We start from the raw sequence: 24,552 nt of genomic DNA on the forward strand, positions 1-24,552 counted from the left end.
CCAGTCTCAGCGCGACGGACGGTCGTCGTTTCGAATGTATCGGGGCGATAGATTGCGGCAGAACCGAGGGGTGGGCTGGCCGTTTTTAGGCTCCTTCACGTACGGTCGCGTATGAGCACTGCACTGTTCGTCGTCAGCGAAGAAGGCTACTGGGGAGAGGAGTGCGTCGAACCGCTCGAGACGCTCTCGGACGCGGGTCTCGAGATCACGGTCGCGACGCCCTCGGGGAACCCGCCGGAGATCGACGAGCGGTCGATCGATCCCGAGGAGGTCGGCGAGGAGACCGCCGAACGCGTCCGGGAGGTCCACGAGTCCGACGAGCGACTCAACGATCCGATCCCGACCGCGCGGGCCGACGCGGAGGCTTACGACGCCGTCGTCTTCCCCGGCGGCCACGGGACGGAGTGGGACGTCAATCAGGACAGCGACGCTCGCCGACTCCTGCGCGACATCGTCGAGGACGAGGACGGCGGGAAGGCGCTCGTGGTCTGTCACGCCGTCGGAATCCTCGCATTCGCTCGAGACAGCCACGGCGCGTTCCTCGTCAACGGCCGCGACGTGACGGGCTTCCCCAACGAGTGGGAGGAGGACATCGTCGACGAGAACGACTGCATGCCGAACGGTCGGAAACTCCCCTACTGGGTCGAAGACGAGGTGAAAACCGCCGGTGGTAACTGGGACGCCGAACTCGAGGAAGACACGAGCGTCACCGTCGACGGCGACCTCGTCACCGCTCGCGGTCCCGGCTCCTCGCACGCGGCGGGCGAGACGCTGCTCGAGGAACTCCAGGGCTGATAGACCTGAAAGAACTGATAGATCGGCCCGTTTTGATGTCAGCGTAGCCCGATCGAGTACGGCGATTTTGGCGCTAATCGTGGCGTTCGGCCCCGCTACGCGCGGACCGAGTCCGTTATACACGCGGATTCCTGAGGACGTGTGTGGTCCCCGCCGAACCGAACACGTCCGCCCGAACCGATTCGTTAGAGAGTCACAGCTACCGCATCACCGTCGACGACGGGCGCGAGTCGTTCTACGCGCTCAGCATCGAGGACGCCACCAGCGAGGAGGCGTGGCTCATGTCCGATACCGTCGTCGCGCTGGACAACGTCAGATAGTCTCCTTCCGGTATCGCCCCCGCGTCGCTCGATGGCCACCGTCCCGTGATCGTCGACCCGTCCGAGAGCGATCAGTCCGTGGAACCGGCCGTCGATGAAAAAGTGCTTGAGGCCGCACGGTTTACCCGCGTTCGATGAGACGCCGGACGTTCGTGGCTGGCGCTGGAACGACGCTCGCCGCTATCGTCGCGTCGGGAGCCGTGAGCCGGCCGTCGGGCAACGAGTCGCTGCTCGAGGCGGCCCGTCGACCCGCCGACGCGGGCGAAGCCAGTACCAGTACCGAGACGATTCTCTCTGACACCGTCCACGAGACGTCGCTGTACGAGATCGACGCGCCGGCGGAGGGGCCGACGGCGATGGTCTTCGGCGGCGTCCACGGCGACGAGCGAAGCGGGATCGAGGTCGCCCGAGAGATCACCGACTGGCACCCCGACGCGGGAACGCTCGTCGTGATCCCCGAGACCGACCGCGTGGCCGTCGAAAACGACGAACGCGAGGGTGTCGACGGCGATCTGAACCGACAGTTCCCGGCCGACGGCGAGCCGACGAGCGACCTCGCACGCGGGATCTGGGACGCCGTCGAGCGCCACGATCCCGACGTCGTCCTCGACCTCCACCGGTCGCTCGGGATCTACGGGTTCCACCGGGAGTACGTCGGCCAGGCGATCTTTCACTCACCGGACGCCTACGGCGGCGAACTCGCCACCCGGCTCGACGACGACGCCGTGCCGTGGTACCTGCCGTTCCACCGGTTTACGGCCGCTGAAAGCGCGAGTTCGGGACCGTTGCTCTTCCAGAAGGCGGCTCGAGACCTCGAGGCCAGCGCCTACCTCTTCGAGACGACGAATTTTATGCTCGATCGGCAGACGAAAGTCGAGATGACGCGACTGGCGACCGCACACGTCCTCGAGCTCCACGGCCTGCTCGAGGCCGGAGGTGACGAATGACCGCCAGCGATGAGTGGGCGACCGTCCGCCGTGACATCCGTCGTCGCCTGCCGGTCTCGCCGCGTCGGATCGTCACGAGCCCGGCGACGCTCGCAACCTTCGCGTTGCTCGTCGTCCCGTTCGGACTGGGGTGGCTCGAGACGCGGCTCTTCTCGCCGCTCGCGCTGCCCGGCTACCTGCTCTACGGCGTCGGCACGGCGATCGGTAACGCCGTCGCGCCGCGGTTCGACTTGTGGGTCTACTGGGTGCCGTTCCTCGGCGGGTCCGCGGGTATCGCCGTCATCGTCGGTTTCGGATTCGAGTGGTGGCGCGAGCGACGGACTGGGGACTCGATGGAGCGACTGTAACGCGGGACCGAGCCAGCCACCACCGAGGTTGCCGCGAATCAGTCCCTTTTTACGCGATGGCGGGGAACTCAGCCCTATGAGCTTCGACGAAGACGACAGCGTCGTCCTGCACGACGAGCACAGCGAGTTCGACGGAGAGACCGGCACCATCACGCAGACGATGGAGTCGATGTTCGGCGACGTCACCTACACCATCAGCTTCGAGGACGGCCAGGAGACCGGCGTTCCCGAGGACGCCCTCGAGGAGGCCGACGAGGACGACACGGACGAAGACGAAGAGTAACCGAGCGACCGGCAGCGAGCCACCCGCTCGAACCGACCCAGATTACGGACGGACCCAGATGCCACAGATCCCGCTTCACTACGTCGACCTACGCACGTTCTGTTACGCCACGGAGGACGAGAAACGCGTCGAGGAGGCGCTCAGAACCTTCCTCCCCGAGGAGTTCGAGATCGAGCGCGCCGAGAGCGAGGGCCACTTCGGCGACCGCATTCTCGTCCTCTCGGCTCGCGTCGAGCGGGCGGACGAGGTCCGTCACGTGCTCTCGCGGCTGGCCGACCTCGAGTCGTTCGACGACCTGATCGACGAACTCGACGAGCGGGTCACCAAGAACACCGAGCTCTTCTTGCGACTCGACAAACAGGGCGCCTTCGCGGGCGACGTCCGACTGGGTACCGGAATCACCTTCCGCGGGAAAGTCGAGGCCTATCCCGCCAAAAAGGAGCAGGCCGTCGAAAACGCAGAAGAGGTCCTCGAGCGACTCCGAGACGACGAGTAGCCCGGTTCGATTCTCCGGCGGCCGTTACGTTCGGCAGCCGTGATACCGAGACCCGTTATCGGAGCCGTCGGTACGCTCGCAGGAGCACGGACGCCGCCGTCCCGAGTCCCGGAATTCGCGACGAGAGGGCGGCGGCCCCGAGCAACAGGAGCCCGCTCTTGCGGTGCCCCTTCGAGAACTCCATGACGCCGTCGATCGCCGTGGTGACGACGCCAGCGTTCTTCAGCAGTTCCGTTCGGTCGGCGTGCGCTCGTGTGGAAGCCATGGATCTACGCTAGCAACGTCGACCAGCGACAAACCGTGGCGGCCTGCAGATGTCGGGTCGACGGCACCCGGTTCGACGACTCGAAAACTCCCGATTCGACGGCTCGAGGTCGCCCGCGAGACGGCCGCCGAGCGCGGCGCTTTTGATGCCGGCCCGTGACTGTCCGCGTATGGATATTCACGTCGTCGGCGACGATCCGGTTCGCGCGGCCGTCGTCGCCGCGCTCGGAGACGTCGACGTTTCGGTCGTCAACGCCAGTGCCGACGAGATCGCGGACGCCCGGTTCGCGATCGTGAGCGACGTCGCGGGCTCGCCCACCTTCGATCGGGCGAACGAGGCCGCTCGAGCGGGCGGCACCCCGTGGATAGCCGTCGAGATCGGCGGCGTCGGCGGGCAGTCGCTCGCGACGGTCGACGCGGCCGTCTCGGGATTCGCCGCCGCGACCGGCTGTTTCGACTGTCTCCGTTACCGCGTCGCGTCGAACCTCGAGGAAGGAACGACGACCGCACAACCGACGGGAGACCGCAGCGCGGCCCGATTAGCCGGCGCGGTCGCCGGGCGGGAGTGCGTACGAGTCCTCTCTGGCGACGAGGCGTCGGTGATCGGCCACGTCGTCGAACTTCCACATCAGCGGCGGCGCGTGCTGCCGGTGCCGGGCTGTGACTGCCAGGACGACGAGCGGGATCGAACGCTCGAGCGCGACGACGACTCGCTCGGCCTCGACGCGGCCGTCGATCACGCCGAGGCGGCGATCGACGGCCGAGTCGGCGTCGTCTCGAGCATCGGCGAGATCGAGTCGTTCCCGGTCCCGTACTATCTCGCGACGATGGCGGACACGTCGACCTTCAGCGACGCGAGCGCGCCCACCCAAGCCGCCGGCGTCGCCGACGACTGGAACGCGGCGCTGATGAAAGCCGTCGGCGAGGGCCTCGAGCGCTACTGCGCCGGCGTCTATCGCGATAGCGAGTTCGTTCACGCGAGCGAGGACGACCTCGAGAACGCGGTCTCCCCCACCGACCTCGTGCGGCCCGAGGACGCGCCGGCGTACGACTCGAGTGACGAACACCGGTGGGTCCCCGGCGAGAACCTCGCGACCGGCGAATCGGTCCACCTACCCGCCGCGGCGGTCCAGTTCCCCCAGCCCGGCGATCGACTCCTCCCGGCGATCACGACCGGGCTTGGACTCGGCTCTTCCACCGTCGATGCGCTGCTGTCGGGGCTGACGGAGGTGCTCGAGCGCGACGCGACCATGCTCGCGTGGTACTCCTCGTTCGAGCCGCTCGGCCTGTCCGTCGAGGACGACGGGTACGATGTGCTCGAGCGCCGGGCCCGGAGCGAAGGGTTGTCGGTGACGCCGCTGCTCGTCACGCAAGATATCGACGTCCCCGTGGTCGCCGTCGCCGTCCATCGAGATCCAGGATCGCTCGCGGACGACCTCGAGCCGACCGACGACGAGTGGCCGGCCTTTGCCGTCGGCTCCGCGGCTGGGCTCGACGCCACCGTCGCCGCGCGCTCGGCGCTCGAGGAGGCGCTGCAGAACTGGACGGAACTGCGCGGCCTCGGTCCCGAAGAGGCCGCCGACGCCTCCGGTTCGATCGGCGAGTACGCCGCGTTCCCGGAATCCGTTCGGTCGTTCGTCGACGTCGAGCAACCAATTCCGGCCGCGAGCGTCGGTCCGGACGCCGTTCCGTCGGGTCAGGAGGCCCTCGAGGAACTCGTCTCGCGGACGACCGACGTCGATCTCACGCCCTACGCGGCGCGACTGACGACGCGAGACGTCGAACGCGTCGGCTTCGAGGCCGTCCGCGTCGTAGTGCCGGGTGCACAGCCGCTGTTCACCGGCGAGCCGTTCTTCGGCGAGCGGGCGAGAACGGTGCCGGATGATCTCGGGTTCGAGTCGCGACTCGAGCGGGCGTACCATCCATATCCCTGAGCGCCGTCGGTGGAGAGCGTCTGCGTCGGCTTCCGTCACGATATCGATGGGGAGCTATCCGTAACACAGCACCAAGCGCGCGCCTAGTCGTCGGAGTCGGTTTCGTTCTCGTCGCTATCGTCCCCGTTTTCCTCGTCGTTCTCGTCGTCCGTGTCGTCTGCGTCCTCCGTCCCATCCGCGATTTCGTCCTCGCCCTCGCTGCGTTGGACTTCCACGACGAGATTGTCCTCGGAGATTCGGATCACGACGAGGGAGGTGTCGGGCGTAACCGAGACCGCTCTGACCGTCGCCTCCTCCTCGTTCTCGACGATGGCGGCGCGGAAGCTCTGTTCCGTCTCGTCGAGGTGGGGCGGGCCGACGGTCTCGCCTGGACCGACGGAGTAGCTCTGCTCGTAGCTCTCGCGGCCTCCGTTGCGCTCTCGAGCCTGAAGGCGAAGGTTCCGAGCGGTGTCGCCCTCGTTGTGGATTTCGATCGGGATGATACCCTGCAGCCCGAAGTGCTCTCGGACGCCGTCGACACAGCCCGCGAGCCCGACGGCGGCCGCCACTCCGGCGGACTGAAGTAGCGTACGGCGGTTCACACCCGGTGCTCGGGAGCGAGCGAACGTAGGCGTTACTCTTCGCGGCTCCGCGGGCCGTCTCAGTGTGCTTGGAATACACTACCGTGCGGTTTTATGAGACGAGCGGAAAACACAGGCACGTATGGAGAAAACTGCAATCGACGACGTCGACATCGAGACCAACCCGATGGACGTCCACTCGATCAGACGACCGGTCTCGAAGGCGCTCGGATTCACGGACTTCGCGATGAACTACTTCGAACTCGAGTCCGGCGAGTCGTTCTCCGGCGGCTATCACACCCACCACGACCAGGAGGAGGTGTTCTACGTGCAATCTGGGACCGCGACGTTCGACACCGAGGAGGGGGAGGTGACCGTCGCAGAAGACGAAGTCATTCGGTTCGCTCCGGGGGAGTTTCAGCAGGGATACAACGACGGCGACGACCCAGTCGTCGGCTTCGCCTTCGGTGCACCCGGCGCCCAACACGACTGGGAGCAGATCGAGTCGATGATCTTCTGCCAGGACTGCGAGGAAGAGGTCGGTCACGGTCTGGAACTCACCGACGAGGGTGCGTTCCGAATGACCTGTACCGACTGCGACAACGCGTTTACGATCGGATAACCTGGGACCCCGTTTCGGCGTTTCTGCGGCTTTGTCGTCGATACACTCGCGTCAAAAGTGACCGCTCGAGGATCGATTCGAGTCCTGTCTCGAGGTGGCTATTGACATGTTAACAAGCACATTCTCGGGGGTATAGAGCGTGGCATGTAGTATCGTGGTGGTCACCAACGGAGAGTTCGCTCGAGCGGGGTGTGACGCACCGCTGTAGTGACGATCACTGGAATCGGGAACGATCTCCCGGGAGTGGGTTGTACGGCGGGCAGGACCGAATCGAACGCGAAGCGACTTCGACAAGAGTTACCAACACAATGGCACGAAATCGAACGATGGGTGCGCTCGGTGTACTTTCACTGATCGCACTGATTACGGCGAGTCTCGGGTTGTACAGGGTGTTTTCTTTCGTCGGGGCGACGGTCATCCTCACGGTGATCGCGTCCGCGACGATCGAACGGAGCGACGGGGATCCGGATTTCGCCCCGTACACCGGACTGATCGGTGCACTGGCGACGTTCTTTCTGATCGGTCTCGGCGGAATCTGGTTGACGTGGGAACCGGGCACGGCGGAGTACAGCTACGTGCTCGGGGTCCCGGTCTCGACGCTCATCTACTTCGGGTTCATCTGGCTGTTACCGCTGACCGCGGCGATCTACTACTCGCTGATCTTCGATCGGATCGCGAGCGACGAGATCGTCGACGGCATCATCGAATCGGCCCGTGAACGACAGCGCCAGGAGTCGTTTCCGCTTGCGCCGGAGCAGCCGACGCGAACTGCCGAGGCAGCAGACGGCGGGGAAGTGACGACGGGAGGTGAGAGCGATGAGTAACGCGCTCTCGCTGCTCTCGTTGGTTCCGATGCCGCTACAGGAGGAGGGCATTCCGGTGGCCGACGACCCGATCATTATCGGCTTCGGCGCGGCCTATCTGCTCATCGTCATCGCGATCGGCGCCTGGGGCTGGATGCAGACCGAATCGACGAGCGACTTCCTGATCACGGGCAAGAGCATCGGGACGTGGGTCCTCGCGCTGACCGCGTTCTCGGTGATCCAGTCCGGATTCGGATTCGTCGGCGGTCCCGAACTGGTCTACACGTTCGGGACGACCGCGCTCTGGATCTTCTTTACGGCGCCGCTCGGCTTCCTGCTCACGTGGATCGTCCTCGCGAAGCGGATGCGAATCCTCGCGGACATCCGTAACGTGTTGACCCTGCCGGACGCGATGTACGTCCGCTACGAGAGCGAGTGGGTGCGCGGACTCGGCGGCGTCGCCGTCGCACTGGGCGTCGTCGCCTACCTCGCGGTCAACCTGGCCGCGTTGCAGTTCGTCATGCGCGCCATCTTTGGCATTCCGCTCATCTGGGGCCTGCTCGGTGGCGCCCTGATTCTCCTCCTGTACAGCATGCTCGGCGGGATGATCGCCGGCGTCTGGACCGACTTCCTGCAGGCGATTACGATGATCGTCGGCGCGGGATTCGTCTTCGCCTACGCGATGTCATTCGGCGGCGGGATGGGAACCATCTCGCAGAACCTCGCCAGCGCGGACCCGAACCTCATCTCGCCGTTCGGCGCCCTGGGCACCCCCGCCGTCGCCGTCCTCGTCGGCATTTCGTGGTGGATGCTGTTCTCCATCGGTGCGGCCGGACAGCCCCACCTCATCACGAAGTTCTACATGAGCCGCGACATGACGATCCTGAAGTGGGGTGCGCCCATCGCAGCCATCTCCTACGCCATCTCGAGTCTGATCGCCTTCTCGGCGGGGCTCTCGATGCGCGCGATGGTCGAAGCCGGCGAGATCTCGGAAACGTTCTCCGCATCCGAGGTCGGCCCGGTGTTCGTCCTCGATCACACGGGGAGCGTCATCGCGGGGCTGATCCTCGCTGCGCTGCTCGCGGCGATCATGTCGACGAGCGACTCGTTCCTCAACATCGGGGCGGCGGCCATCTCGCGGGACATTCCGCGCGCACTGGGGCGACCGATCACTGACGATAAAACCGAACTCCGCGTGACGCAAGCCGCGCTCGCCATGCTAACGGTGCTCTCGACGATCGTCGTCTTCTACTCGCAGGCGCTGGTCGGCATTCTCGGCGCGATCAGCTGGGGCTTCTTCGCCGCCGCGTTCGTCCCGGTGGTGGTGTTGGGGCTCAACTGGAAGGGCGCGACGAAACAGGGAGCGATCGCCTCGCTCGCCGTCGGCATGGTGTTCAACATCGTCTACAACGTTCCGCCCGAACTGGCGGCGGTTACCGACGCCGGTTGGGCCGCCTCGCTCAACGAGGCGGTCATGGCGACGTATCCCTACCCCGCGGAGGTTCCGGCGGAAGCGATCGGACTGCTGGTCGCGATCATCGTGTTCATCTTCGTCTCGATCGCGACCCAGGACGGCGAGGAACTCCCGAGTGACCTCCACGCCCTGTTCGAACGATGATGACATCCACCGAAGAACCGATCACGCGACTCACGCGGTGGCTCCGCCAGCGCCCGAACTCCATCGAGTTCTGGGAACTTGTGCTGACGAACGAGCGCCTCGTCTGGTGTTACGTCGGCCAATCGTACCGCTCCATGCTGCTCCGAGCCGATATGGGTGAACGCGACCGGGCCGTCGTCGAGGATAGCCACCTCGAGGAACTGGTCAATCTCGCGGAAGAGAATTTCGCCATCCCGCTCGAGGCCCTCGAGTCGATTCGACACGTCGAGGGGACGCGATTTCGCCGCGCCAGACTCGAACTCGAGTGGTCCGAGGCGGAGCTCGAAGAGACCCGGTACGGCGGCCAGATGACGCTCGTGAGCACCAGCGAGGCCGATCCGCAGGAAGACGTCGTCGCCGGCCTCGCGGAGGATTCGCGACTCGAGCACGTCGACATCGAACTCGATACGCCGCGCTGGTCGCTCTTGTAGCGCGACCAGTCGGACCGTTTTTCACGCAGAACCGTGAGCAAGCACGTATGTCAACGGACCCGACGGCGGTGGGCGAGATCGACACGACACTGTTCATCACGGTCTCCGGGCCACCGGGCTGTGGCGCGACGACGCTCTGTAACCAACTCGCCGACGCGATGGGCTGTCCGTACGTCTCCGGCGGCGACATCTTCCGCGAGATCGCCGAGGATCAGGACATGGCGCTCAGCCAGCTGACGGCGCAGGCGGACTCCTCCGAGAAGATCGACCGCGCAATCGACCAGCGCCTCCAGCAAATCGCCGAGAAGTGGGGGACGGCGAACAAGCCGTTCATCCTCGAGTCTCGCCTCGCCGGCTGGCTGGCCGGCGAGCGGGCCGACCTCCGCATCTGGCTCGACGCACCCGAGGACGTTCGCGCGGACCGGATCGAGGACCGCGTCGAAACCGAAGCCGAAATGCGCGTCCGCGAGGTCAGCGAGGCCGGCCGCTATCAGTCGTACTACCAGATCGATATCGACGAACGGGAGTTCTACGACCTCTCGATCAACACCGCCCGCTGGAGCAAACGGGGCGTGTTCGAACTGGTTCGTACCGCACTCGAGGAGTACGACGCCGAAATCGACGAGGGGGCGTTCTCGACGCCGGCCGTCGATCCGTAGCGTCGCATTTCGAGCGGAGTTAGCCCGCGGCGCAGTTCGTCGAATTATCTCTGCTCACGGTCGGTGGGTATTTTGTGGCGTGTGTGAACAACTACCAGTATGGCGTACTACGTCACGGTCGACAGCGAGACGTACGCGGAGGCCCGCGACTCGTTCTCGTGGGACGTTCCGCCGGATTTCAACGCGGCCGCGGATCTGGTCGGCAAACACGACGACGGCGAACAGGTCGCGCTCTATCAGCTGCTACCGGGAGGTGGCCACGAGGAGTACACGTTCGCCGACCTCGACGCGCAGTCGAACGCCGTCGCGAACGCACTCGAGTCCCGCGGCGTCGAGTACGGTGATCGCGTCGCCGTCGTCGTTCCGCAGAAGCCGTCGAACGTCCTCACCCACCTCGCCTGCTGGAAGCTGGGTGCAATCTCGCTTCCGCTGTCGGTGCTGTTCGGCGACGACGCGCTCCGCTACCGACTCACCGACAGCGATGCCCGCGTGGCCGTCGTCGACGCGAGTCAGTTGGAGACGGTGCAAGAGATCGCGCCGGACTGTCCCCGGCTCGAGTCCGTCTTCGTCGTCGGAAATTCGGGGAGTGCTATCGGTGCGAACGCCATCGACGGCGTGACCGTGGAGCGCTTCGCGGACGCCGTCGACCGGGAGGGGACGGCGTTCGAACTGGCCGAAACCGACGTCGAGACGCCCGCGATCATCATGTACACGAGCGGCAGCACCGGCGAGCCGAAGGGCGTCCTCCACACGCACGGCGTCTGGCTCGGACACTGTCCGGCGTTCCGGATGTACTTCGAGCGCGACGTTCGCGACGGCGTCTACTGGACGCCCGCCGACTGGGCCTGGATCGGCGCGCTCGGCGATCTCGTCTTTCCCGCCTGGCACTACGGCCAGCCGGTCGTGGGGTATCCGATGGGGTCGTTCGACCCCGAGCGGGCCTACGAGATCATGGCCGCCTTCGACGTCACCGACGCCTTCCTCCCGCCGACGGCGATCCGGATGCTGATGGGCGTCGACGACCCCGACGGGCGGTACGACCTCTCGCTCGAGGCGATCTGTTCCGGCGGCGAACCGTTAACTGGGGAGATCCTCGAGTGGGCCGACGAGGCGCTCGCGGGCGTGGTCGTCAACGAACTCTACGGGCAGACGGAGGCGAACCTGCTCGTGACCAACTGCCGGGAGTGGTTCCCCGCGAAGCCGGGCAGCATGGGAAAGCCGGTGCCGGGGCACGACGTCGCCGTGGTGGATTCGGATACCGGCGAGCGCGTCGAAACGGGCGAGAGCGGCGAGATTGCCGTCCGTCGCGGCGACGATCCGGTGCTCTTCGAAGCGTACTGGAACGCTCCCGAGAAGACGGCAGCGGTGACGCTGGAGGACGGCCCCGATGGCGATACGTGGCACCTTACCGGTGATCTGGCGGAGCGAGACGAAGACGGCTACCTCTGGTTCACGTCGCGAGACGACGATCTCATCATCACGAGCGGCTACCGCGTTGCGCCGCGGGAGGTCGAAGAGACGATCCTCGAGCACGAGGCCGTCGCACAGGTCGGTGTCGTCGGCGTTCCCGACGAGACCCGGGGCGAGATCATCAGGGCGGTCGTCCAACCCGTAGACGGCGTCACGGGGAGCGACGAACTGCGAAGCGAGATTCGGGATCTGGTACGGGAGAAGGTAGCGGCGTACGAGTACCCGCGCGAACTCGAGTTCCGCGACGAACTGCCGACCACGACGACCGGGAAAATTCGGCGAACGGAACTCTAACAGAATGCGCCGCTAGAAGCGCCCGGGCGTCTACACGGACGCCGTGATCCCTCCATCGACGCGGATATTCTGCCCGGTGATGTAGCTCGACGCGGGAGAGAGCAGGTACGCGACTGCATCTGCAATCTCTGTGGTTCGTGCCGGTCGTCCCATCGGAATTTGCGCGTTCGTCTCCTCGTCGACGTCGTAGCTGTCGACGAATCCGGGCTGGACCGTGTTCATCCGGATCCCGTTCGCCGCGTACTGGTCAGCGTAGAGTTTGGTGAAACTCCCGAGTCCGGCTCGAAGCACCGATGACACGGGGAACTCGTTCGACGGTTCGAACGCCGAGAACGTGGAGATGTTCACGATCGACCCGCGTCCTTGCTTTTCCATGATGGGCGTCACGAGTCGGGCCATACGAACGGTGTTCAACAGCACGAGGTCCAGGCCCTCGTGCCACTCCTCGTCGGAAATCTCGAGGAGGTCGCCGGACGGCGGGTGACCCGTATTATTCACCACCGCGTCGATGCGACCGTAGCGTTCGGCCGTCGTTTCGACGAGGGCCGCTAAGTCGTCGGGATCGGTCACCGAGCCCTCGAACCCGTCTCCACCGAGGTCTTTTGCGACTTCAACGGCGCTCCCCGACCGCGACATCAGAACTGGCGTGTAGCCGTCCTCGTTCAGCCGCCGGGCACAGGCCTCTCCGATACCGCTTCCCGCCGCTGTTACGACCGCCACTTTCTCATCGGTCATACGAGGGGTACCACGACCGCGTTCAAAAAGTTCGCTCAGTACGCACCCGCCGCGAGTTCACAGTCGAACCCGAGGAAGCTGATCGACTGCGGGTTCGACGCTTCGAACGGAGAGGATCACTCGCTGTCGGGCGAGTAGTTCGGCGCTTCGTCGGTGATGACGACGTCGTGGGCGTGACTCTCGGCCTGGCCGGCCGCGGAGACGCGGACGAACTCGCTGCGCTCTTTGAACTCGGGAATCGTCTCGGCGCCGACGTAGCCCATTCCGGACTGCATCCCGCCGGCGAGCTGGTGGAGTTCGGACTTGAGCGTGCCCTTGTACGGCGTCGCGGCCTCGACGCCTTCCGGCACGTACTCGTCGTCCTCGTCCGGCTCTTCCTTGAGGTACCGGTCGCTGTCGCCGGATTTCATCGCGCCGACCGATCCCATGCCGCGATACTGCTTGTATTTCTTGCCGTTCATCGTGACGACGCGGCCGGGCGCCTCGTCGGTGCCGGCGAAGTAGGAGCCGAGCATGACGGCGTCCGCACCCGCGGCGACCGCCTTGATCGCGTCGCCGGAGTACCGAATCCCGCCGTCGGCGATGACGGGAACGTCGTGTTCGTTCGCGACGTCTGCAACCTGTGCGACCGCGGTGATCTGGGGCATGCCAGCGCCGGAGACGACGCGAGTCGTACAGATCGAACCCGGACCGATCCCGACTTTGATCCCGTCCGCGAAGTCGACCAGATCCGCGGCCGCCTCGCGCGTCCCGACGTTACCGACGACGACGTCGGCCTCGACGGACTCCTTGATCTCTCGAGCGCCGTCGATGACGTTCAGGTTGTGCGCGTGGGCGGTGTCGATGAACAGCACGTCGGCGCCGGCCTCGTCGGCGGCTTCGGCGCGTTCCTGCTCGAAGGGGCTGACGGCGACGCCACAGCGGAGGCGTCCGTCCTCGTCGCGGACGGCCTGCTGGTACTCGCGACGCTGGAGGATGCCCTGCATCGTCACGAGCCCGACGAGGAGATTCTCGTCGTCGACGACCGGCACGCGCTCGATCTTGTGCTCGTACATCAGGTCGAACGCGTCGCGCGGATCGATATCTTCGGAGGCCGTCACGACCTCGTCGGTCATCGCTTCGGTGACCGGATCGTCCTCGTTGACCTCGAGGTGGGGCCGGATGTCGGTACTCGAGATGATGCCCAGCACCTCGCCGCGGGTGTTGACGACCGGTGCGCCGCCGACGCCCTGGCGGGCCATGCGCTCGTCGACCTCGCGGACGCTCATCTCGGGATCGGCGGTGACGACCGAGTCAAGCGGGATGATGAGTTCGTCGGCGCTTTTGACCCGTTCGATCTCCTCGACCATCGCATCGATGTTCATGTTCCGATGGAGGACGCCCAGGCCGCCGTGGCGGGCCATCGCGATAGCCATCCCGCTCTCGGTGACGGTGTCCATCGCGGCCGAAAGGATCGGTACCGACACCTCGACGGATTTCGAGACGTGCGTGGTGAGGTCCGCGTCGTCGGGTTCGACACGACTCTCTTTCGGACGCAAGAGGACGTCGTCGAACGTTAGCGCTTCCGGTACCTGTAATTTCGAAGAATAAGGCTCCTGCTCAGGGATATCGTTCGCCATGTAAACCGTCCGAACCCGCGAGCAAAAAGCGTTGCGAGATACGAACTGGGTGCGAACGGTTGGCGGGGGTTTCGATGAGAGCGCAGCGTTCGGTGGAATGGGTGACCGTCGACGACCTCGACACGCTTTTCGAACCCAGTTCGCGCGAGTCCGCACACTCAAAGCGGCCGTCCGACCACGACCGTGTCGAGGGCCCGTGACCCGATCGTGGCTCTTCTCGAGTGGACGTTCGTCGACCAAATCCCGTTCTCAGCTACGGTTGTCAAGCGCAGGTGTGTACATTCCCGACCGCATCTGGCAGCCAGTGGTGCGAATGCGGCAAGTTATGCGACCGCGTCCCACACAACGCTTATTGAGAATCCGGTTGTCGATACGGGTATGTACGCTGTGAATTTCAGTGCTGCCCGAACCGTTGGCCGGACGAGCGTCGACAGTGACGCCGCCAATCTCGAGTTCGGGAAATTCACAAAAAAATTCACAGCGCGAGGCCGCAACTGGACGACCTGGTGTGCGCTTCACCAGTCGCGACGGGACCGTCCACCCTATTGCCCACCGGCCTCGGGTCATGGCCATCGAGCCTGACTCATGAGTACGTCACGACACCCGGTCGCACTCCGTCTCGAGCGAATAGTCGGTGGTGATACCCGTCTGTTAGCGCTGGTGATGATGCTGCCGCTGATCGACGGCGTCTTCCCAGCGCTGATTCTCGCGGGCGCGTTGGACGACCCGCTCGGTGCCGTCCAGGTCGGCCTGCTGATCTTCGGTGGCAGCGCCACGGTCGCGGTGATCCTCGCGGAGATGTCCGGGACGCCCCGGGAACAGGCCACGATAGTCATGCTGGTCGGGATTCCGCTGATACTGCTTGCGGGAGTGCAAGCCGCGCTCGCGCCGGCGATCGGCAGCGTCCTCGATATCGTTATCTTCGAACGGTTTGCGGCGCTGGTGATCGTCGCCATTGCGGCCAAGACCGCCAGCGCGACGATCGGCGACTACCTCCCGAACCCCGTCGTCATCATCGGTCTCGGACTCGTCGCGAGCATCGATCCCGCGGGTGCCGAGTTCGTCGTCATGGACAACCCCTCGTTGGTCGCAAACGCCGTACTCGCCGCCGGGGTCGGGGTCGCCTTCGCGCTCGCCATCGCCCTCGGCGGGCCGTACCTCCGGGGCTGCATGGACATCGATCGCTTCCGCTTCGGCAGCGCGGTGGCCCTCGGGCTGCTCCCGCTGTCGATGCTCGGGATGGCCTTCGGACAGGCTCCCCTCGCGGCGCTGCTCGTCGCCGGCGTGTTCGCGATCGATCTGCCCCTCGAGCGCGACTCGAGTGACAGCGCAACCGGCGACGATTCGCCCACGGACAGCCTGGGCGCGCTGACCGACGGCGGCGGGTCGGACGCCGACGACGCGGACTCGAGCGACGACGACTCCGACTCGGGACCGTATCCGGCCGACGACTCGACCGACACGCAGGGTCGGGCCCCGTGGCTGTAGGGCGGATTCCGAATCGAAACCACTTTAGGCAGGATCGCCCAACTGAAAGTCGAGGGGTCGTGGCCAAGCCAGGGATGGCGACTGACTCCAGAGGCTACGGCGCCCGGGACGACACTCCAGACTGATATACTGATCGGACACCTGATCAGTGTCCGTGTGATGACCCTCTGGAGTTCCGAGGCGCACCGGAGATATCAGTCGATCGGGGGTTCAAATCCCTCCGACCCCATTCGAATTAAAAAGCCCTGGACGGCTTTTATCGCGAACTCGATACATTCTGAGTAGCGGGTGGTCTGCGTGACGATCGCCCCGTGGCCGTCGGTCGACAACTCGACGTGCAAACACTGCGGAGCGTACGTTTCGGATCAGTTCTGCCGCGTCTACGGCGATAACAGCGACCGCGCCCATCGCTGTGGAGAGTGCGATTCGTACCGCCGACTGACTCGGGGTTCCGCAGCTGGTGTCGACGTCGGGATTCCCGATCCGGAGACGGCCGTCGGTCACCACGGAGGTGAGGCCGATGTCTGAGTTCGTCCGAGCGAGTCAGCTGTACCTCGTCGAGAGTCGGACGCCCATAGCCCATCCAGCCCATCAGGCGACCGACGCTGATGTTCGTCGCGCTTTCGAAGAACGAGATATCCGGGCTGATGGTGGACACGCCTCGAGCGGTACTGATCAGTCCGATACGCCACCAAATCCTTGGTTGGTAGAATCGGTAACGGGTTCGAATACGTCCGACCCGCATTGGCAACCTTGTGGCCTGCCTATAGGAAGCAGCTTCTCGTCCGAAGCGCGTTTCCCTGCGAATACGGAACTGCACGACCTACACGCAATCACCAATTTTTCCGCATCGTCCCCGGCTTTCACTCTGCTCCGTAGTTCTCGAATGGGCATAAACAGCCCGTCAGAATCCCGAGACTGTCCGATTATTCGGTCAGTACACACGGGTACTGAACGCAAGGAGGGTGATTCACGGTGAGCGCCACCGCCGATCGCGACCTTGAGGCGGAGTTGGCGAGCGCGGCCGCCGGCCATGCCGGTATTCCCATCGATGCGATCTGTTCGGGCTGTGGGCGGACGCACGTCAAACGCGCGCGTCCCGAGGAGATGGATCAGCACCCACAGGTTGATCCAACTTCGCTCGAGGCGACGGACCTCACGTCGTTCAAGCACGTCTGTCACCCTTGCGGGAGCGCGACGTGGTGGAATCCGGTCGCAGTACTGACCGACCTGCTCGAGTCCGAGCGAGGTGAATAGTCGTGTCGCAAGTCGAGACGACGCCGCACGAGATCGAGGGCCGCTGGAAGTGGCCCGACTGGGGCCGCGGTCCGTACGACGCGCTGTCGTCGGTGATGCTCGGTCCGCCCTTCGAGGGCTATCTCGAGTTGAACGTCGAGATCGACGGCGAGCCCTGGCTCCTCGAGGTGAACTACAGTAAGTCGGGGTTTGCACCGCGACTGTCCGACGGGATCAACGCCGAACGCCTGTACGAATGGGATATCAAGGGCCGCGGTCGCGGCGAACGGAAGGCGTCGTTCAATATCTCACCGCGGTTTCCGAATATGCGCCACTGGGAGAGCGGCGACCCAATACAGCTCCCGTGGGAGAATCAGGTCGGCGAAGTCGACGGTGTCGACGTCGAGTACCACCTCAGCAACATCGAATCTGAGCGCGGTCTCGAGTTGCTGCCGGAGTTCTTCGCGGAGATCTTCGAACACGCGAACGAGCGAGTTCATCCCGAGTATTTCCGAAACGAACCGCACCAGGCGAGTCGGATGTGGGCGTACGAGCGGTACGTTCGGATTCGACGAGAGTGGGCTGAAAAGCTCTCGTCGGCCGGTGTACTCCAGAAGGTTGCGCTCTATCTGTCCGACCTCAAGGGCGTGAAAGCGGAACTCCACATCGACAACGAGGAGGTAATCAACCACCAGAATCGGCTGTTTTTGAACCCCGCGTCGGCTGCAAAGCTGTTGCCGGGACACACCTACGGCCGAAAGCTCGAGATCTACCAGCTGAAAGACCCGGATGCGGTCTCGAAAGATCACCCGTCCTACCACCCGAAGGTGGAAGTGCTGGTGAACAAGTCGAGGAACGATGGCGAGGCATGGGCATGGGCCGATCGCCACGAGGTGACCGAGCAAATAGAGGAGACGCTGTTGAACGCGCTCCACTGGGAAGACATCCCGCTCAGTCCCGATGGAAACGGTGTCTACATCCCTGACGACCATTTCGACGCCGTGGCCCGTGATCAGCCGGTGGAACTCTACGAAGACCCCACGCCGCGCCTCGAGGCGAAGACGGATCACCTGTTGATGACGACGCTGCGGGACATGGGCGAGACCGCGTGCAACGTCACCGAGCGGGTCGCGACTGACGGCGGATCGACGGTCGACGACCTCGCCGACGAGCTGGGGAAGCACCCCGCGACGATCTACCGAGCGATCCAGGATCTCGGCGACGTCCTCGAGCTCAACCAGGGCGACGTGTCGTTTCGCGCCCGGAAGTATCGCGAGGAGTTGCGTGCGCTCGTCGAGTCCGCTGAGTACGCGATCGAGAGCTACGCCGACCGGATGCAGCACCTGATGGGACTGGCCGACCACGTTGCGGAGTCCTCGCCGTTCCAGAAGTGGCTCGCAGAGAACGGTGCCGACCTCGAGTTCGACGACAACGGCGACCCGCGGCGGATGCGAATCGATACGATTCTCTCGCGGCTGAAGTTCGATAGCTTCGAGACCGTCGAGGCGATCGCCGCGGAAGCCCTCGAGAAGTGGTCGAAGTCGGGTAACGATCCCACGGTTCTCCGTGGTGCCGAGTTGACCTGGAAGACTCCCGGCGGCGGGAGCGAAACCGGATTCGTCGGCGCTGTCGCCGATCGGTGAACCGGCACGAGTAGTGGCAACGCTACCCCTTTCCTTCGTTTAGACAACCAGACCTTCATTAGCGGCTGTTTTTCACAACTTCAGTTGTGTTCGGACCCTCGAGGGTGGGGTCGGCACGGCGATCGCACCGCAGGGCCTGCGGGGTCGTTTCGCGCTTCGCGCGAAAACCCCCTTGGCGGGTGTCCCCAAGGGGACTGAGCCAAAAAATTACAGCGCCCCGCCCCGCCTCCGCACGCAAATCTCCAGTTGAAGCACATGAAACGGTGGTCTGATTGGACAGTAGTTTGAGAAATCTATCGAATGTTCTTGCGTTTAGTATAGGTGAAAGAATGTGTGGGACAGGAGTAATGAGTAACAGTAGTCTTTACTAACATCCACCCTTATTTTGGTTAAATGCGAGACGAAGTTCGAGTACTTACGGTTGGTACTGATGTCGATCTTGGTACGAAATCTGTTGCTTGGACTGACGATTATAATGTGAAGGATTTCGACTGGGTATTCTTAGACTTTCACTCTCTAGATAAATCAGTAGGTGATTCGACTATTTCAGATTCAATAGAAGGGATGATGAATATCCCAGATGAAGATGATATTTTCAAATCAATAGCTAATGGTAATAATTTCATCGTATTCCTTCCAGAGAGGAGAACTATACCGAAAACAGATCGAACTTCTATATCGCTTTACAATCTCACACCCGTTGGTCTGAACTTAGTTGAGGAGTCTGGTAGCTCTATTGATTATGATACAATAAATCCAAATTGGACTTGGTATTTCGATAGCAATTTCGATTGGAATATTAGAATTGATAGAAAAGAACCGGCTGTGTTTGAACTATTCGGAAGAAGATTTGTTTATGAATTCACAACCATTGTGCAAAACAACTCCAGCGAACTCTTGGCAACTGATATTCTCTTTCATGAGATAACTGAACCTGAAGTATCTACACATCAGCCAGAGATGAACCAATTACCGGGTAAGCTATCTTTCATTCCTGTTATAAAAAACTGGAGCCCAAATGAATTAATTAGGGAAATACTAGATAGTTTCACCGATATGGATACAAGAATAAAAACTGACCAATCACCTGAGTGGGTTAATGATTGGAGGTTACCAGAAGAAGATGGCCTTGTGCGTGAATTAGAGGACCTTAGAATAAAGAAAAAGGAAATCGAGTCTAAAATCAAAGAAAAAGAAGGAGAACTAGATGAATATGAGGAGTACAAGGCATTGTTGTGGGGTAATGAAGGAGAATTAGAAATATTGGTCCCAACTGTGTTTCGTGAAATGGATTTCGAAGTTGAAGGGGAGGTTCCACATGGAAGAGATGGAATGATTCGGTTGGACGATCTGAATATTGTTCTAGAGATTACAGGCACTAAAAACTCTATAAGCGATAAAAAGTGCCGTCAATTATCTACATGGGTTGATGAAGCAGAGATCGATGAGTTGGATAGAGACCATACAGGAATCTTAGTAGCCAATCCTGATAGAGAAACAAACCCTCCAAATAGAACGGAAAATGATTATTTACCACCACATCTCCAGAATTTTCTCTCTAAAAGAGGTTACAAAGTTCTATTAACACACAATCTGTTTGAACTGTATTCCGAATTCAGGAAAGGGGATCTGTCCAATGAAGATATTGAAGAAATGTTAAGAAGCGACTCCCTCTTTGTATATGGATCGTAGTAATCTATATTCACAACATCTCCCCCCCGGATTGGATGTTGACAGATCCGATCCGGTTTCCCAAAGTTGCACACGAGATCAAATACTCGTGTGTACGATGACGCAGCTTCGAATGTGAACTGTATCGGAATTCCGGAAACTACTCTCCTTTGCTTATCCGTTGTGCGCTCACTTTGGGCTTCATGGGCAAGACAAACCCCACCTATCGCGATACGCTCCGTGAATTCGAAAACGAGTGGTCACCGTACCGCAGAGCACTTCGGCTTGAGTATCAAGATCACTTTGAGCGGCTATTCGTCCAGGCGCGGAACGTCGCCGACGCTGGTGGGATTCAGAACCACACCGATCCGACGACCACACACCTCATTTCGATGCTGCTCGCTCAGGAGTGCCGGATCGCCGATCTCGAGGAACAACTCGAAACGGTAAATGAGCGTATCAATAATTCCAGCGAAGACCTTTCCGGAGAGTCCGATGACTGCCAGTAGGTATAATCCACGCTGCTCGAATGGTCCACTGCATACCCCTAGGGGACAGGGTAATTGCGCAGCGCGTAGAGCGGGCACAGCGCTAGCGAAAAATTGGGCTGGCCGATGTTGGACGTTACAGCGGCGCTAAACTACTGATAGAACGTAGTGGTTCCTCGGTAACCGTGATTGTCGGATATGCCTACGAGGGTTTATCAATAAAGCCGCGGCCAGACGTGAGCGTCATGCGACATCCACAAGATGACTTACTGATCGTCCACGCGCTGGCACTGCTTGCATATGAGTACAGAGGGATGGAGAGAGAAGACTGGGCCTTGAACCTTGCAGCCGAGATCGCGGACCAGCACGGACTTACAGTGAGTGACGCAATCTGCCAGCTCGAATAAATTCACCTACAAAATATAATCGAAAATGAACGGCCGGATCAAATAAGTAGGAAAGGTATCAATGGGTATCTGAATTATGGTTTCGGAGCGAACTCCAGTAGGCTTTAGTGTTTATCAACTTCTCACTCGAGTTATACCCGGTCTCATTTTTGTTAGCGTTACATCATATATTTTAGCAATCGGCCAGGTAGCAGATCGCGATGACGGATTTTATTGGTTAACTTCTGCAACGGATGAAATATTTTCAACAGCGATTGAATTACACTTATGGGTTCCAATTGTTGTAGGTTCCATTCTGGCTGGCGAAATAATTAACTTAACTAGAAAGACAGTAATACCAGTACCCAGTGAATTTAGGAGATATATGTTTCGGAGTGAAAATTCGGAAGCGGCATCTGTTTTATCTTTTTGGCAGTATTTATCTAATTCTTTCAAAAAGACAAGTGAGAAGACACTAACAGATAGGTCAAGAAGCTTTTTCACGAATGTTCAAGTCATCTACTTTGCGATTACTCTGTATACCTCACTCATATTTTGGTTCTATACAAACGATCCCCTACGTGCCTTTAATTTGTTTGTATTCTCAGAGGCAATTGGTTGGTATGTTCTATTCTTCCGAAAAGAAATCTGGAATGAGCTTTCTCTAGAGAATCATCCAATTTACTTGTATTTAGTCACGCACTCAACAACATTTTTTGACACCAGTCAGGCAGACGACATACTTATCAATGTCCGAAAAGATTGCGGATTTGATAGTAACATGAATGATCCAGTTGATCTATATTCCGGGCTTCATATGATCCTTAACGACTTTTCAAATCCGACAACCAATGATCTAAGATTATTCTATCATTTAAACAAGAATTTATTAATTTCTATGGCATTCGTCACCATCATTCTACTCATATTTGTTATTTCTGGAACAATTGAGCAACAATTAGTCTCCGTACTCCTCTTCTTTTTAGCTTACATTCCATACTATCTGTATACAGTTGTAGTGTCATTTATGGATGTTGAGCGGAAATATATTCGAATGTTATTGATGGAATACCACATTATGCGATCAGAGTGATTTTCAGAATTGATCCAAATATTGTATTTACATAGGCGTTGATTGTAGAACGATGTGTCTCTGTGCCCTATTTGCTGGCGGTTGGACGTCGCGAAGATCGGTTTCCCCAATATGAACACGAGACGAGCACCGGCCGTGTTCATATTCGGCCCATAGCCCACGAGATCGCCTCGGCCGTCATGCCGATCACGACGGGTGTCAACCCCTCTTTATAAACTAAGACCGCTCGAGTGAACCGAAAAAACTAGGATAGGCGGGTTGTGTTCACGGCCATGTCTCACAACGAGACGCCCGGATCGGTACGAATCCGGACTGACGACGATAACGAATGGCGCTTCGACGCTATCCAGAAAGCTGCCCGGTTCTACGACTGCAACCGGAGCAACGCGGTCGCGTTTGCCTGCGAAGACGTCGACCAGCTCGTCGCCGCAGCCACGCGCATCCTCGAGCGCGACGACCTCACTCGCGAACAGCGCCGGGAGATCGCCGAGACGCTGAGCACTCGAGCCGTTAGCTTCGACGTCGAGACCTCGGTATCGGCCACGACGAAGGGGGAAATGTGACGATGACGGTCGACGATCTACTCAGAGAAGCCGAACGAGAGAGTCGTCGCGAACTTGAGCAAGAAGCGCGAAAGGCGATCGAACTTCGCGCCCGACTTCCGCAGCTCGTCGAGAATGCGATCACGAAGGACCGAAAGCGGATCGCCGCCGAACTTGCCGAACGTAGCGAACTCACACATAGAGAGATAGGCGAAATAGTCGGCTACAGCGCCGCATGGGTATCCCAGGCCGTCAGGCAGTCCGCAATCACGGAGGGCCCGGAATGATGACCGACAACTCCTCGAGCGATACTGAGCACTCTAAAAAGCGACGGTGCGAAAATTGTCGGTGGTCGAGTTATAACGGAAGCGACCATTCATGGCCGCAACCTGTACACTCGAAGCTAGCCGTTGTTTCTCCGCCAGAGACGTGTTTTGCTATTTTTTCACCCCATCCATCACATTCAGGGCAGAGAGCACTTATCACAGCTTCTGAAAGAAGTAACCGACCATGCTTTAATTCCGGCCCCAACAATAGAGGTAGTTCATCTCTCGAAGGTCGCCTCATATCTTTCACAGACTACACACTACAGTCGGCTACTGAGCAGACCGACGACGGAGAGAACAAGGAATATGGCGAATAGCGAGACGGTACGGGACGTTTTGATCTACGTCCCGAGTATCGAAGACGTGCGGCACAAATTCGAGCAGAACCTCGAGCCCGACGAGATCGCGTACTGGGTCGTTCACGGGACGCCGAGACAGACCGGGGAGGGAGCGGCAGTGAGCTTTTCAGACGGCGATCGCGTCGTCGCGACTGGCGAGATCGTGGGCGTCTCCGAAAATCGTCTCTGGATAGATCACCTCGAACCCGATGACCGTCCGAACCCTGCCGAGCCGACCACTCGCGGATTCAAATACGTCGGTCCGTCAGAAGACGTCTGAAATTGCTATTTTCCCCTGTTCGGTTCCACGGTGATCGCCGCCGCCATGCCAGCGGAGCAGCGGGAGACTCGACGCCTGGACCATCTTGTCCTTGATAATCGTGCAGCCGGAGCAGCCGTGCGGCCGGTAGACGACGAAACAGTACCAGCCGTCCGCTCGTCGGAGCTTTTCGTGATACTTTCGGTAGACCTTGAAATTCCCCGGCTGGCCGTTGCTGTGTTCGATCATCGTCGATTTGATCTCGACCGGCGTTTCGTTCTGGAACTTCGCGTCGTGCCAGCTGGACCGCTCGAGCGTGAACCGTCGTTTCTTCGCCATCCGTTTTTCGCACGCCGTGCCGAAGTGGTTCGCTCGCTTCGAGCGGTTCACGGGTCGTCCCTCCGTTCGTCACGCCAGCGCCGGTCGGATCGAGCCGTCGACCAAACGAAGAACCCGGCGAAGAGCAGTCCCAGCACTCCGAGCCCGTAGCCGCCGGTCGCGATCGCCACCACGGAGCCCGCGATCGCGATGCCGATCCCGGCGAGTATCTGTCTCGAGAACACGCCGCGCTCGTAATCTCGCCGCAGTTCGTGGGCTACGTCGACAGCGGCGAACCGAGCGACATCAACCAGATTCCAGAGCGTGGCCGTCACGCTGATCGACCCCTATCACGCGCGACACGATTTTTTCGAAATCGACATCTAAAAAATGTCGTATTTCTTATGGTACACGCACGCCCCACGCGTGGTAATATATAATCCTCCGCTGTCTGAGAGCGCGTCGCCCATCGCTCGCTTCGCTCCCGACAGGGAGCGAGCGGTGGGCTATGGGCAACCCCTATTCTAA

General features: G+C 60.9%; 29 protein-coding genes and 1 tRNA gene. 24 read left to right on the forward strand and 6 right to left on the reverse strand.

The genetic code is table 11. The annotated features are described in order from the left end of the window. Positions 1-111 precede the first annotated feature (111 nt). From BLT08_RS17200 to BLT08_RS17220, 6 genes are all read left to right on the forward strand, one after another. Positions 112-795 carry a type 1 glutamine amidotransferase domain-containing protein gene (locus BLT08_RS17200; RefSeq protein ID WP_090310394.1) on the forward strand — a complete coding sequence of 228 codons (684 nt, stop codon included), beginning with the start codon at positions 112-114 and terminating at the stop codon, positions 793-795. Positions 796-938: 143 nt separating this feature from the next. Beyond that, positions 939-1,115, forward strand: a complete 177-nt coding sequence (locus BLT08_RS23130; RefSeq protein WP_175529364.1) for a hypothetical protein — start codon at positions 939-941, stop codon at positions 1,113-1,115. Positions 1,116-1,249: 134 nt separating this feature from the next. Beyond that, positions 1,250-2,062, forward strand: a complete 813-nt coding sequence (locus tag BLT08_RS17205) for a succinylglutamate desuccinylase/aspartoacylase family protein (protein ID WP_090310397.1) — start codon at positions 1,250-1,252, stop codon at positions 2,060-2,062. Further along, positions 2,059-2,409 (forward strand): hypothetical protein, encoded by a 351-nt coding sequence (locus tag BLT08_RS17210; RefSeq protein ID WP_090310398.1) that lies wholly within the window; start codon positions 2,059-2,061, stop codon positions 2,407-2,409. Before BLT08_RS17205 ends, BLT08_RS17210 begins: the two co-directional genes overlap by 4 nt. A gap of 76 nt (positions 2,410-2,485) precedes the next feature. Continuing rightward, a complete protein-coding gene (locus tag BLT08_RS17215) occupies positions 2,486-2,692 on the forward strand; it encodes a DUF1918 domain-containing protein (RefSeq protein ID WP_090310400.1) in 207 nt (68 codons plus the stop codon). Positions 2,693-2,750: 58 nt separating this feature from the next. After that, positions 2,751-3,188 carry an RNA-binding protein gene (locus tag BLT08_RS17220; protein ID WP_090310402.1) on the forward strand — a complete coding sequence of 146 codons (438 nt, stop codon included), beginning with the start codon at positions 2,751-2,753 and terminating at the stop codon, positions 3,186-3,188. Positions 3,189-3,243: 55 nt separating this feature from the next. On the opposite strand, the gene BLT08_RS17225 is transcribed toward BLT08_RS17220, so the two are convergent. Then, complete coding sequence (locus BLT08_RS17225) at positions 3,244-3,453, reverse strand: hypothetical protein (RefSeq protein WP_090310404.1); 210 nt, start codon at positions 3,451-3,453, stop codon at positions 3,244-3,246. 169 nt (positions 3,454-3,622) lie between these two features. On the opposite strand from BLT08_RS17225, the gene BLT08_RS17230 reads away from it, so the two are divergent. Next, positions 3,623-5,386, forward strand: a complete 1,764-nt coding sequence (locus BLT08_RS17230) for a YcaO-like family protein (RefSeq protein WP_090310406.1) — start codon at positions 3,623-3,625, stop codon at positions 5,384-5,386. An 83-nt stretch (positions 5,387-5,469) separates the two neighbouring features. Here the strand turns inward: BLT08_RS17230 and BLT08_RS17235 are convergent, their stop codons facing one another. Then, positions 5,470-5,967 carry a hypothetical protein gene (locus BLT08_RS17235; RefSeq protein ID WP_245724263.1) on the reverse strand — a complete coding sequence of 166 codons (498 nt, stop codon included), beginning with the start codon at positions 5,965-5,967 and terminating at the stop codon, positions 5,470-5,472. Positions 5,968-6,088: 121 nt separating this feature from the next. Between BLT08_RS17235 and BLT08_RS17240 the strand changes: the two genes are divergently transcribed. From BLT08_RS17240 to BLT08_RS17265, 6 genes are all read left to right on the forward strand, one after another. Beyond that, a complete protein-coding gene (locus tag BLT08_RS17240; protein WP_090310410.1) occupies positions 6,089-6,568 on the forward strand; it encodes a cupin domain-containing protein in 480 nt (159 codons plus the stop codon). Between the two features lie 308 nt (positions 6,569-6,876). After that, a complete protein-coding gene (locus BLT08_RS17245; protein ID WP_090310413.1) occupies positions 6,877-7,392 on the forward strand; it encodes a hypothetical protein in 516 nt (171 codons plus the stop codon). Beyond that, a complete protein-coding gene (locus BLT08_RS17250) occupies positions 7,385-8,989 on the forward strand; it encodes a sodium:solute symporter family transporter (protein WP_090310415.1) in 1,605 nt (534 codons plus the stop codon). Before BLT08_RS17245 ends, BLT08_RS17250 begins: the two co-directional genes overlap by 8 nt. Beyond that, the gene (locus tag BLT08_RS17255; protein ID WP_090310417.1) at positions 8,986-9,459 is read left to right on the forward strand and encodes a hypothetical protein; all 474 of its coding nucleotides are present in this window, start codon (positions 8,986-8,988) and stop codon (positions 9,457-9,459) included. Before BLT08_RS17250 ends, BLT08_RS17255 begins: the two co-directional genes overlap by 4 nt. Positions 9,460-9,506: 47 nt before the next feature. Beyond that, on the forward strand, positions 9,507-10,118 hold the full coding sequence (cmk, locus tag BLT08_RS17260) for a (d)CMP kinase (protein WP_090310419.1): 612 nt from the start codon (positions 9,507-9,509) through the stop codon (positions 10,116-10,118). Positions 10,119-10,217: 99 nt separating this feature from the next. Continuing rightward, entirely contained in the window at positions 10,218-11,882 is a 1,665-nt protein-coding gene (locus tag BLT08_RS17265) for an AMP-binding protein (protein WP_090310421.1), read from the forward strand. A gap of 30 nt (positions 11,883-11,912) precedes the next feature. On the opposite strand, the gene BLT08_RS17270 is transcribed toward BLT08_RS17265, so the two are convergent. Both BLT08_RS17270 and guaB read right to left on the reverse strand, forming a co-directional pair. Further along, positions 11,913-12,617, reverse strand: a complete 705-nt coding sequence (locus tag BLT08_RS17270; RefSeq protein WP_090310425.1) for an SDR family oxidoreductase — start codon at positions 12,615-12,617, stop codon at positions 11,913-11,915. 116 nt (positions 12,618-12,733) lie between these two features. Beyond that, complete coding sequence (guaB, locus tag BLT08_RS17275; protein ID WP_090310427.1) at positions 12,734-14,236, reverse strand: IMP dehydrogenase; 1,503 nt, start codon at positions 14,234-14,236, stop codon at positions 12,734-12,736. 585 nt (positions 14,237-14,821) lie between these two features. On the opposite strand from guaB, the gene BLT08_RS17280 reads away from it, so the two are divergent. From BLT08_RS17280 to BLT08_RS17330, 11 genes are all read left to right on the forward strand, one after another. Beyond that, positions 14,822-15,724, forward strand: coding sequence for a DUF5794 domain-containing protein (locus BLT08_RS17280; protein WP_090310429.1), 903 nt, complete (start codon positions 14,822-14,824; stop codon positions 15,722-15,724). Between the two features lie 53 nt (positions 15,725-15,777). Further along, positions 15,778-15,953: transfer RNA gene (locus BLT08_RS17285), tRNA-Trp, on the forward strand. Between the two features lie 59 nt (positions 15,954-16,012). Next, complete coding sequence (locus tag BLT08_RS23490; protein ID WP_090310431.1) at positions 16,013-16,252, forward strand: DUF7563 family protein; 240 nt, start codon at positions 16,013-16,015, stop codon at positions 16,250-16,252. A 447-nt stretch (positions 16,253-16,699) separates the two neighbouring features. Then, the gene (locus BLT08_RS17300) at positions 16,700-16,981 is read left to right on the forward strand and encodes a hypothetical protein (RefSeq protein WP_090310435.1); all 282 of its coding nucleotides are present in this window, start codon (positions 16,700-16,702) and stop codon (positions 16,979-16,981) included. Positions 16,982-16,983: 2 nt separating this feature from the next. Continuing rightward, positions 16,984-18,603, forward strand: a complete 1,620-nt coding sequence (locus BLT08_RS17305; protein ID WP_090310438.1) for a DUF7845 domain-containing protein — start codon at positions 16,984-16,986, stop codon at positions 18,601-18,603. A gap of 393 nt (positions 18,604-18,996) precedes the next feature. Further along, a complete protein-coding gene (locus tag BLT08_RS22640) occupies positions 18,997-20,295 on the forward strand; it encodes a hypothetical protein (protein WP_139171324.1) in 1,299 nt (432 codons plus the stop codon). 182 nt (positions 20,296-20,477) lie between these two features. Next, positions 20,478-20,783 (forward strand): DUF8156 family protein, encoded by a 306-nt coding sequence (locus tag BLT08_RS17310; protein ID WP_090310439.1) that lies wholly within the window; start codon positions 20,478-20,480, stop codon positions 20,781-20,783. A 462-nt stretch (positions 20,784-21,245) separates the two neighbouring features. After that, complete coding sequence (locus BLT08_RS22645) at positions 21,246-22,241, forward strand: hypothetical protein (RefSeq protein ID WP_139171325.1); 996 nt, start codon at positions 21,246-21,248, stop codon at positions 22,239-22,241. 272 nt (positions 22,242-22,513) lie between these two features. Next, on the forward strand, positions 22,514-22,804 hold the full coding sequence (locus tag BLT08_RS17320; protein ID WP_090310444.1) for a DUF7692 domain-containing protein: 291 nt from the start codon (positions 22,514-22,516) through the stop codon (positions 22,802-22,804). A 2-nt stretch (positions 22,805-22,806) separates the two neighbouring features. Continuing rightward, positions 22,807-23,070, forward strand: a complete 264-nt coding sequence (locus tag BLT08_RS17325) for a hypothetical protein (protein ID WP_090310447.1) — start codon at positions 22,807-22,809, stop codon at positions 23,068-23,070. 345 nt (positions 23,071-23,415) lie between these two features. After that, positions 23,416-23,727, forward strand: coding sequence for a hypothetical protein (locus BLT08_RS17330; protein ID WP_090310450.1), 312 nt, complete (start codon positions 23,416-23,418; stop codon positions 23,725-23,727). Here BLT08_RS17330 and BLT08_RS17335 read toward each other — a convergent pair. Together BLT08_RS17335 and BLT08_RS17340 are read right to left on the reverse strand one after the other, a co-directional pair. After that, on the reverse strand, positions 23,713-24,096 hold the full coding sequence (locus BLT08_RS17335) for a PD-(D/E)XK family putative nuclease (protein ID WP_090310453.1): 384 nt from the start codon (positions 24,094-24,096) through the stop codon (positions 23,713-23,715). The genes BLT08_RS17330 and BLT08_RS17335 overlap by 15 nt on opposite strands. Beyond that, on the reverse strand, positions 24,093-24,359 hold the full coding sequence (locus tag BLT08_RS17340) for a hypothetical protein (protein WP_090310456.1): 267 nt from the start codon (positions 24,357-24,359) through the stop codon (positions 24,093-24,095). The genes BLT08_RS17335 and BLT08_RS17340 overlap by 4 nt, the downstream gene beginning before the upstream one ends. Positions 24,360-24,552: the final 193 nt, after the last annotated feature.

The sequence above is a fragment of the Natronorubrum texcoconense genome, from assembly GCF_900100335.1.
Taxonomy (GTDB): domain Archaea; phylum Halobacteriota; class Halobacteria; order Halobacteriales; family Natrialbaceae; genus Natronorubrum; species Natronorubrum texcoconense.